This window comes from Achromobacter sp. RT286_PF, assembly GCF_059760425.1.
This window is the reverse complement of record NZ_JCBAMR010000097.1, coordinates 1-269: the sequence shown is the minus strand read 5'-3', so window position 1 is coordinate 269 and position 269 is coordinate 1. Positions and strand designations below refer to the sequence as shown.

Here is a 269-nt window from a genome sequence, read left to right as displayed (position 1 = left end):
AGGCGTTTCACTGTCCTGTTCGGGATGGGAAGGAGTGGTACCACCTTGCTATGGTCGTCAGGCGTAACTGGTTGAGCGGTTGCGGGTTAGCGCAACGGCTCCAATCTTGGAAGAAACACAACGTGTGGATGATCAGAGGCTGGCTCGATGATCATGCACAGGGGGTCGTAATTGGTGTTGGCTGGCTGCTGACGGTGCAGCCAGATTTTGTATTGAACGACACTTGGAACGCTATATCACCAGGTCAATAACCATCAGTGTTATAGGAT

At 51.7% G+C, this 269-nt stretch carries 1 rRNA gene; it reads right to left on the bottom strand.

Annotated elements, in window-relative coordinates:
- Nucleotides 1-62: ribosomal RNA gene (rrf, locus tag AC6LJY_RS28010) — 5S ribosomal RNA — on the bottom strand; the annotation flags it as partial.
- Between the last annotated feature and the right edge of the window lie 207 nt (nucleotides 63-269).